The organism is Vibrio sp. 10N.222.55.C6, from assembly GCF_041473395.1.
Lineage (GTDB): Bacteria > Pseudomonadota > Gammaproteobacteria > Enterobacterales > Vibrionaceae > Vibrio > Vibrio crassostreae_C.
The window spans coordinates 1-474 of the sequence record NZ_JBFRSD010000160.1; the positions used below are offsets into that span (position 1 = coordinate 1).

At 47.9% G+C, this 474-nt stretch carries 1 protein-coding gene; it reads left to right on the forward strand.

Annotated elements, in window-relative coordinates:
- Window positions 1-474, forward strand: a 474-nt coding sequence (locus tag AB4486_RS23045) for a PTS transporter subunit EIIC (RefSeq protein ID WP_372118831.1), incomplete at both ends; no start/stop codon positions are given.

Here is a 474-nt window from a genome sequence, read left to right on the forward strand (position 1 = left end):
CACGCTACTTGCTCCGGGCTCTGTTGCTCAGTTAATGGATGTTGAACTCAGTGAAGTGCCTGCGGCATTTGGCAAAATCAGCAACCAATTCGTAGGTATCATTGTGGGTATCATCTCTGCTGAGATCTACAACCGCTACTCAACGGTTGAACTTCCTCAAGCTCTAGCGTTCTTCAGCGGTAAGCGTTTGGTTCCTATCCTGACCTCAATCGCAGGTATGGCTCTCTCTTTTGCTCTACTTTACATCTGGCCAGCTGTTTACAACGCTCTGATCGTTCTGGGTATTAAACTAGAAAGCATGGGTGCGGTGGGTGCTGGTCTGTTTGGTTTCTTCAACCGTTTGTTCCTATCAGTAGGTATGCACCACGCTCTTTACCCTGTGTTCTGGTTCGACGTTGTTGGTATTAACGACATTCCAAACTTCTTAGGCGGCGCGCAATCTATCGCTAACGGTACGGGTATTCCAGGTAAAAC